Raw genomic sequence first — 7,833 nt, forward strand, 5'->3', positions numbered from 1 at the left:
GGACAGCCAAGTGGGTTTGCTTATCCGGCATCGAAGTTTGCAGTAAACGGATTGACTGTATCATTAGCAAGAGAACTAGGACCTAAAGGTATTCGTGTTAATGCTGTTGCACCTGGGATTACAGAAACTGATATGATGAAGGCCGTGCCAAAGGAAGTTATCGAACCTATGATTGAAAGAATTCCATTGCGTCGTCTTGGACAGCCAGAAGATATTGCCAATGCGTTTGTGTTTCTTGCTTCAGATGAGGCGAGTTACATTACAGGTGTTATATTAAGTGTAGATGGTATGGCAAGAAGTTAAGTTAATGAGGTATGGTGATGTAATCACGGAAAATAAATGAAATTAAGACTATAATAAATCTACAAAAAGAAAAAGATAAGGAGGACTGTAAAATGTCTGCTATTAATATCAATAAAAATAATTTTCAGAACGAAGTACTGAATTCCGATAAACCCGTTCTTTTAGATTTTTGGGCATCTTGGTGTGCACCTTGCCGCATGGTAGTACCTATTGTAGAGGAGATTGCAAGTGAGCGTAGAGATATTAAAGTTGGAAAGATTAATGTAGATGAAGAGCCTGAACTGGCAAATAAGTTCAGTATTATGAGCATTCCAACTTTAGTGGTTATGAAGAATGGGAAGATTGTACAGCAGGTTTCAGGGGCGAGACCTAAGAATGCGATTTTAGAAATGCTTTAGGGAGGTGTGCTAATGGGATTTTTTGATCTCTTTAAACAGTCGAATATTAATCAAGGCATAGAAGAATATAAAAGGACTGATGATGCAGTTCTGCTGGATGTACGTACACCGCAGGAATATCAGGAAGGACATATACCAGAAAGTAAAAATGTGCCGTTGCAGCAACTTGACAATATTGCTTCTGTAGCGAAGAATAAGGATATCCCACTGTTTGTATACTGTTATTCCGGTTCACGAAGCCGCCAGGCAACTGGGATACTGCAACGAATGGGATATTCTAAAGTAAATAATATCGGTGGCATTGCAGATTACTCAGGAAAGGTGGAAAAATAAGATGAAGGTAATAATTGTAGGAGGTGTAGCCGGAGGAGCTACAGCTGCAGCAAGAATACGCAGACTGAATGAACATGCTGAAATTACTGTGTTTGAAAGATCCGGATACATATCCTATGCAAATTGTGGACTTCCATATTATATTGGAGACGTGATCACAGACCCGGAAGAACTTACACTACAGACACCAGAGAGTTTTTTTAAACGCTTCCGTATTAACATGAAAATTCATCATGAAGTTATCTCCATACATCCGGAACGTAAAACGGTTTCAGTGAAAAATTTAGAGAATGGTGAGATATTTGAAGAAAAATATGATAAGCTGATCCTCTCTCCAGGTGCAAAGCCAACACAGCCGAGACTTCCCGGAGTAGGTATTGATAAACTTTTTACACTTCGTACTGTAGAAGACACTTTTCGGATAAAGGAATATATAAATAAGAATCATCCAAAATCGGCTGTATTGGCAGGGGGCGGGTTTATTGGTCTGGAACTGGCAGAAAATTTGAGGGAGCTTGGCATGGATGTTACGATTGTCCAGAGGCCTAAGCAGCTGATGAACCCTTTTGACCCGGATATGGCATCCATGATCCATAATGAAATGAGAAAGCATGGGATAAAACTGGTACTGGGCTATACAGTAGAAGGATTTAAAGAAAAAGACAACGGAGTGGAGGTCCTGTTGAAAGATAATCCATCCCTTCAGGCTGATATGGTAGTTTTGGCAATCGGAGTCACACCAGACACAGTATTAGCAAAAGAAGCCGGCCTGGAACTTGGCATCAAGGAAAGTATTGTAGTGAATGACAGAATGGAAACCTCTGTACCGGATATTTATGCTGCAGGTGATGCAGTTCAGGTAAAACATTATGTTACGGGTAATGATGCGCTGCTTTCTTTGGCAGGACCAGCCAATAAACAGGGCAGAATCATCGCTGATAATATTTGTGGCGGTGATAGTCGTTACCTGGGCAGTCAGGGAAGCTCCGTTATAAAAGTATTTGATATGACAGCAGCCACTACAGGTATCAATGAAACCAATGCCAAAAAGTCAGGACTAGAGGTAGATACAGTAATTCTTTCTCCTATGAGTCATGCCGGTTACTATCCTGGTGGAAAAGTAATGACCATGAAGGTGGTTTTTGAAAAAGAGACCTATCGTTTGCTTGGCGCTCAGATTATTGGATATGAAGGAGTTGATAAACGTATTGATGTGCTGGCAACAGCAATTCATGCAGGGCTGAAGGCAACCCAGCTGAAGGATTTGGATCTCGCATATGCACCGCCTTATTCCTCTGCCAAAGATCCTGTAAATATGGCAGGATTCATGATAGACAATATAGCAAAAGGTACCTTAAAACAATGGCATCTGGAAGATATGGATAAGATTTCTAGAGATAAAAGTGTTGTGTTGCTGGATGTGAGAACTGTAGGTGAATTTAACAGGGGGCATATGGATGGATTCAAAAACATTCCTGTAGATGAACTAAGGGAACGTATCAATGAAATTGAGAAGGGAAAGCCTGTTTACCTGATATGCCAGAGTGGGCTACGCAGTTATATTGCAAGCCGTATTTTGGAAGGAAATGGATATGAAACATACAACTTTTCAGGTGGATTCCGCTTTTATGATGCAGTGGCTAATGACCATGCACTGATTGAAAGATCATATGCATGTGGTATGGATTATTAGAAATAAATAAAATATTTTTATAGTTTGATTGTAGTATAAAAAGATCCCCCATTTATTAGAATGACTTTCATAATTCTGATAAATGGAGGATTCTTTAGAGAAAAAAACGTTTTATGATCTTTGTAGTGTTTCCAGTCTTTTCGAATCAAGGATTGTTATTTTGCCGCGAGAGAGTCTGACGAGTCCTTCGCCTTGAAAGTATCGAAGCATTCGAGTGATAACTTCCCTGTGGGAACCAAGATGGTTTGCGATGGTTTCGTGAGTGATTTTCAGTTCATTTGTTCCTTCAATGGATGTTTCTTCTAAAAGAAATGAAGCAACACGCTTATCCAAACTCTTCCACATAATCTGTTCAATCAGCCACATGACATCAGAAAAACGGGTAGCCATTAACTCATTGGTATAGTTTGCGACAGGAGCAGATTCTTTCATGATGCCCTTATAGATTTCAGCAGGGATGATCCAAAGATCCGTATCTTTTTCTGCTTCAATGGTTACTTCAAATTGAATAGACCGCATGATACATGAGGCGGATAAAAGACACATATCCATATCGAACAGACGGTAAAGTGTAATCTCCCGTCCTTCATCTGAAAGTATGTAAGTTCGAAGCTGCCCGGATTTAACCAGTAATAATCCAGTACAGTCCAGGTTTCCATTGTGAATGATCGTTCCTTTTTTTACATCCCGCGTGATTAAATTGTCTGAAATTAGTTTTTTCTGTGCTGTATTTAAGTCATTCCATAGTGGAAAATAATTTTCGAAGCTCATAGCAGTCATCTCCTTTACGAACATAGTATACTTGCTTTTTTAAGATGCGTCAATTAAATAATTGACATATGCCATAAATAAAAATATACTGACTATAGTACATGACGGTTGTAAATATGAGGGAGGGATAAATAATGCATGGAGATGTCAGTTTTACATTTTTGGACCGAATTGAAGAAGTAGAACTGAATATTGTAGATGGACGATGGCAGTCTGCACTGGCATTGGCATTGACTTTGCCAGATATTTGTGGAGGTATTGCTTTCCCGGAAATTGTTAAACATTATCGAGATGGTCGGGTTATGCTGGATCGGCAAAAAAATCCGACTCGGGATGTGGGAACCCAGTATATCCGTTGGTTTGATGAATATGCAGGGGATCACTTTAAACTATCTCAATCCGATGAAAAGCCATATATTTGCGGAGAACGCTGTTGGCAGCTTCGGTGTGAATATCTTCATCAAAACAAAGGATTTTTAAATGATGAAAATAATATACACTTTCATCTTGGATTGAACTGTGGAATGTCAGTTTGTCAGTTGGACAGTATGAACATACAGGAGAACAGAATCGATATTCGTATAGACATAGAACATTTTTGTCTGAGAATGTGCAAGGCAGCAAAGAGCTACTATGATAAAGTTAATTTGGAAAAAGACTTTAGTCTCTATAACACACCAGTTTTGGATTTTATTCAGGTAACACAAAAAAAGAAAGATGATTCTATTATTGCACTGATTTGTGGCAATGAACACTATGCAAAAGGATTAAAAGAAGCATTGCAGTTTATTTCAGAGCAGATCATGCTGTTTTACACACCGGAAAGCGCTAAAACAAAATTAGGAAAACATAAGCCGGATCTTTGGATTGTTACCGAAGATATGACGAGCCAACCGAATCAGCCATGGCGTGCTGACAGGACAACACCTGTAATTATAATCACAGGAAATCCTGATGCTGTTGAAATTAAAAAGAATTCAGGAAAACTAACTGTTCTTTCTATGCCATTATCAATAGTTGATTTGCGGAAAAACGTCGAAATATATGTGTCGTGAGGAGAAGTTTATGCTGTACATAATACTATTATTTGCATTCATAGTTATATATTTGATGATGCTTATGCGGAGACAGAAAGATAAGATGAGCGAAATTAAAATACAAATGGATCAACTGCAGGCACAACATGATGAATTGCAGAAAGAAAGGGATCAGTTACTAGAACAGATGAATCATCTGGAAGAGCAACGAGAACACTTGCAAATACAAACAGACCAGGCATTTCGGAGGGCTGATGAAATTGAGAAAATTTGCGATGAGATATGGCATCATGCTAATATCATCCACCTTTATTCTTCGTTAGCTGAAGAAGAAAGCAAATCTATAACAATGAAAGAAAAACAAAAAGTAATTATTAGAACAACCGAGGAGATTCTAAACATCATATATAAATATAAAGGTAATGTATAATAAAAATATGTCATTCTAGTTATTAGCGTTCAAGGTAAATTCTTATGTAATAATGTCACAGAAGGATTTACCTTTTTCAGGTACAATAGAGATACAAAATTTGAAAGGGGAACAAAGCATTGGCAAAAAGAGTGGCAAGTGTCGATAAAAAAAGATGTGTTGCCTGCGGAGTATGTGAAAATACTTGTCCGCTGGCAGCGGCCAAAGTTTACCATGGATGTTATGCTGTGGTAGAAGAAACAGTGTGTGTAGGATGTGGAAAATGTGCAAAGTCCTGTCCGGCAGGTTGTATTGAAATGAAAGAGAGGACAGCGATGTGAAGAAAAAGAAACATTGGTATGATTATTTATGGATATGGGCGATCCTTTATTTTGCTCTCGGTTTTTTTAATGTTTTGTTCGCTTGGTTTGGGATGATTGATTTCCTGTTGCCGTTAGGAATAGCAATATTCGGTGAAAATAAATTTTTCTGTAATCATTTGTGTGGACGTGGCCAGCTTTTTAGTAAGCTTGGTGGAGATTTAAAATGCTCAAGAAATAAACCAACCCCGCGATGGATGAGTTCAAAATGGTTCCGATACGGCTTTTTGATATTTTTCCTTACAATGTTTGGAAATATGGTATTTCAGACATATTTAGTTGGTGTCGGAGCATCCTCCTTGCGTGAAGCCATCAAATTATTCTGGACCTTCCGTGTTCCGTGGGGATGGACATACACTGCCGGAACAGTAGCTGATTGGGTGGCACAGTTTAGTTTTGGATTTTATAGTTTGATGCTTACATCTTTGTTGTTAGGGTTGATTGTAATGGTGTTATATAAGCCACGAACCTGGTGTACATTTTGTCCAATGGGAACAATGACGCAGGGTATCTGTAAATTAAAAAATAATGAAAAGAAGTAATACTATAAGGTGATTCATAAAAGGCATATGTCAAAAACATTATTGACATATGCCTTTTATAGGACTATTATATAAGAAAAGCGAGAAAGGAGCAGTTTATGCCGAGACCAGTAAAATGCAGAAAAGTCTGCCATTTCCCCAATGTTTTAGAATTTCTTCCGGCAGATGATACGGAGAAAAAAACACCCATTGTTCTGACAGTAGATGAGTACGAGACAATCCGTCTTTTGGACAAGAAAGGTTATAGTCAGGAGCAGTGTGCAGTATCTATGCAGATCGCAAGAACGACGGTCCAGCGGATTTACGAGATTGCCCGGAAGAAAATAGCAGATGCACTTATTGACGGACATCCGCTCAGAATTGAGGGCGGGGATTTCAGAATTTGTGACGGTCAGAGCGGAAACTGCAGCTTTGGAGGATGTTACAAACAGGAAATTTACAAAAAATATGCAGCAGAAAAAGGAGAAGGTATTATGAGAATAGCAGTAACATATGAAAATGGACAGATTTTCCAGCACTTTGGACACACAGAGACATTTAAGATTTACGATGTAGAGGAAGGAAAAGTAGTACATTCAGAAGTAGTAGATACGAATGGAAGCGGACATGGCGCATTGGCAGGAGTTCTTAATGCATTGAACGCAGATGTTTTGATCTGTGGCGGAATCGGAGGCGGTGCACAGACAGCGTTAGCGGCGGCCGGTATTAAGCTTTTCGGAGGAGTTTCCGGAGATGCGGATAAAGCAGTAGAAGCTTTTATCAATGAAACACTTGATTATAATCCGGATGTTAAGTGTTCTCACCATGAGCATAACCACGGGGAAGGACATACATGTGGCGAGCATGGATGTGGAAGCCACAGCTGCCATTAAGAAGAATAGCAAAAAATAATAGTACGAAAGGATGTGCCAAGGTAATGTAGAAGTTACCGCAGCACATCCTTTTGTGTTATGTGATTCTCATATTGATTATTTCTTACTTGCCGAAAATAATGAATTGAACGTATAATACTCCCATCTTTTTGTAACTGTCAAAGATGAGAGTATACTTAATTTATTGAGAAGAGTCAATTATATAACTGACATATGCTGTAAATAGAAGTAAAAAAAGCGTAATAAAGTAAATCAACTTTTCTGTGATATCATCACGGAAGCAAGCACTTATTTGGGGTATATTAAGTTCAAATAGGAGAAGGAGTTGAAAAATATGACATCTATAAATATAAATAAAGAAAAGTTTGGACAATTAATTCATAAGGAAAAACCGGTTTTGGTTGATTTCTGGGCACCGTGGTGTGGTTATTGCCGTAGAATTGGAGCAGCTTATGAAAAAATAAGTGAAGAATACAGCGATATACTTGTTGCTGGAAAAGTAAATATTGATGAAGAACCGCAGATTGCAGAAGCTGAAAAGATTGAGGTGATTCCTACGCTGGTTTTATATCGAAATGGAAAGGCAGTAGATTCTATTGTTGCACCTGAATCAAAAATAATGATAGAGAATTTTATTAATGAAGCATTGGAAAAATAAAAGGAGGACTGCTGTATGAATGAAAATCATGTTTACGATATGATTATCGTGGGGGGAGGACCTGGAGGGTATACTTCAGCATTATACGCAGCCAGAGCAGGATTTGATACCATTGTTTTAGAAAAATTATCTGCAGGTGGTCAGATGTCATTGACCTGGCAGATTGATAACTATCCTGGTTTTGAAAATGGAATTGACGGATTTTCATTGGCAGAGAAAATGCAAAAACAGGCGGAAAAATTCGGCGCTAAAAGTGAATATGCTGAAGTTTTTAATATGGATTTAACAGGAAAGCTTAAGAGAGTAGAAACTAGTTCGGGAATTTATATTGGGAAAACAGTAGTGATTGCTACTGGAGCAAATCCAAGAGAACTTGGTCTCGCTAAAGAAAAAGAATTGATAGGTCATGGGGTTGCTTATTGTGCCTCCTGTGATGG

At 38.5% G+C, this 7,833-nt stretch carries 12 protein-coding genes; 11 read left to right on the top strand and 1 reads right to left on the bottom strand.

The window, feature by feature from the left end; all coding sequences use genetic code 11:
* The 4 genes from G593_RS0117880 to G593_RS0117895 all read left to right on the top strand — a co-directional run.
* Nucleotides 1–303, top strand: a 303-nt coding sequence (locus tag G593_RS0117880) for an SDR family NAD(P)-dependent oxidoreductase (RefSeq protein WP_029732555.1), incomplete at its 5' end; no start/stop codon positions are given.
* Nucleotides 304–395: 92 nt separating this feature from the next.
* A complete protein-coding gene (trxA, locus tag G593_RS0117885; RefSeq protein ID WP_005421612.1) occupies nucleotides 396–701 on the top strand; it encodes a thioredoxin in 306 nt (101 codons plus the stop codon).
* Between the two features lie 12 nt (nucleotides 702–713).
* The gene (locus G593_RS0117890) at nucleotides 714–1,034 is read left to right on the top strand and encodes a rhodanese-like domain-containing protein (RefSeq protein ID WP_029732556.1); all 321 of its coding nucleotides are present in this window, start codon (nucleotides 714–716) and stop codon (nucleotides 1,032–1,034) included.
* A 1-nt stretch (nucleotide 1,035) separates the two neighbouring features.
* Nucleotides 1,036–2,727, top strand: coding sequence for an FAD-dependent oxidoreductase (locus tag G593_RS0117895; protein ID WP_029732557.1), 1,692 nt, complete (start codon nucleotides 1,036–1,038; stop codon nucleotides 2,725–2,727).
* A 111-nt stretch (nucleotides 2,728–2,838) separates the two neighbouring features.
* Here the strand turns inward: G593_RS0117895 and G593_RS0117900 are convergent, their stop codons facing one another.
* Nucleotides 2,839–3,498 carry a Crp/Fnr family transcriptional regulator gene (locus tag G593_RS0117900; protein ID WP_029732558.1) on the bottom strand — a complete coding sequence of 220 codons (660 nt, stop codon included), beginning with the start codon at nucleotides 3,496–3,498 and terminating at the stop codon, nucleotides 2,839–2,841.
* 134 nt (nucleotides 3,499–3,632) lie between these two features.
* Between G593_RS0117900 and G593_RS0117905 the strand changes: the two genes are divergently transcribed.
* The 7 genes from G593_RS0117905 to G593_RS0117935 all read left to right on the top strand — a co-directional run.
* Nucleotides 3,633–4,553, top strand: coding sequence for a hypothetical protein (locus tag G593_RS0117905; RefSeq protein WP_029732560.1), 921 nt, complete (start codon nucleotides 3,633–3,635; stop codon nucleotides 4,551–4,553).
* 85 nt (nucleotides 4,554–4,638) lie between these two features.
* Nucleotides 4,639–4,965 (top strand): hypothetical protein, encoded by a 327-nt coding sequence (locus G593_RS0117910; protein WP_242827138.1) that lies wholly within the window; start codon nucleotides 4,639–4,641, stop codon nucleotides 4,963–4,965.
* Nucleotides 4,966–5,084: 119 nt separating this feature from the next.
* Complete coding sequence (locus G593_RS0117915) at nucleotides 5,085–5,285, top strand: 4Fe-4S binding protein (RefSeq protein WP_028086469.1); 201 nt, start codon at nucleotides 5,085–5,087, stop codon at nucleotides 5,283–5,285.
* Nucleotides 5,282–5,866, top strand: a complete 585-nt coding sequence (locus G593_RS0117920) for a 4Fe-4S binding protein (protein ID WP_029732562.1) — start codon at nucleotides 5,282–5,284, stop codon at nucleotides 5,864–5,866. The genes G593_RS0117915 and G593_RS0117920 overlap by 4 nt, the downstream gene beginning before the upstream one ends.
* 98 nt (nucleotides 5,867–5,964) lie before the next feature.
* Nucleotides 5,965–6,738, top strand: a complete 774-nt coding sequence (locus G593_RS0117925; protein WP_029732563.1) for a NifB/NifX family molybdenum-iron cluster-binding protein — start codon at nucleotides 5,965–5,967, stop codon at nucleotides 6,736–6,738.
* Nucleotides 6,739–7,072: 334 nt separating this feature from the next.
* Nucleotides 7,073–7,396 carry a thioredoxin family protein gene (locus G593_RS0117930; protein WP_029732564.1) on the top strand — a complete coding sequence of 108 codons (324 nt, stop codon included), beginning with the start codon at nucleotides 7,073–7,075 and terminating at the stop codon, nucleotides 7,394–7,396.
* Nucleotides 7,397–7,411: 15 nt separating this feature from the next.
* A partial coding sequence (locus tag G593_RS0117935) for an NAD(P)/FAD-dependent oxidoreductase (RefSeq protein WP_029732565.1) occupies nucleotides 7,412–7,833 on the top strand: 422 nt, incomplete at its 3' end.

This window comes from Dorea sp. AGR2135 (assembly GCF_000420885.1).
GTDB classification, from domain to species: domain Bacteria; phylum Bacillota; class Clostridia; order Lachnospirales; family Lachnospiraceae; genus Dorea; species Dorea formicigenerans.

Coding starts and splice junctions, on each gene's coding strand:
- trxA (WP_005421612.1), top strand. CDS start 396: ATGTCTGCTATTAATATCAATAAAAATAATTTTCAGAACGAAGTACTG.
- G593_RS0117890 (WP_029732556.1), top strand. CDS start 714: ATGGGATTTTTTGATCTCTTTAAACAGTCGAATATTAATCAAGGCATA.
- G593_RS0117895 (WP_029732557.1), top strand. CDS start 1,036: ATGAAGGTAATAATTGTAGGAGGTGTAGCCGGAGGAGCTACAGCTGCA.
- G593_RS0117900 (WP_029732558.1), bottom strand. CDS start 3,498: ATGAGCTTCGAAAATTATTTTCCACTATGGAATGACTTAAATACAGCA.
- G593_RS0117905 (WP_029732560.1), top strand. CDS start 3,633: ATGCATGGAGATGTCAGTTTTACATTTTTGGACCGAATTGAAGAAGTA.
- G593_RS0117910 (WP_242827138.1), top strand. CDS start 4,639: ATGAGCGAAATTAAAATACAAATGGATCAACTGCAGGCACAACATGAT.
- G593_RS0117925 (WP_029732563.1), top strand. CDS start 5,965: ATGCCGAGACCAGTAAAATGCAGAAAAGTCTGCCATTTCCCCAATGTT.
- G593_RS0117930 (WP_029732564.1), top strand. CDS start 7,073: ATGACATCTATAAATATAAATAAAGAAAAGTTTGGACAATTAATTCAT.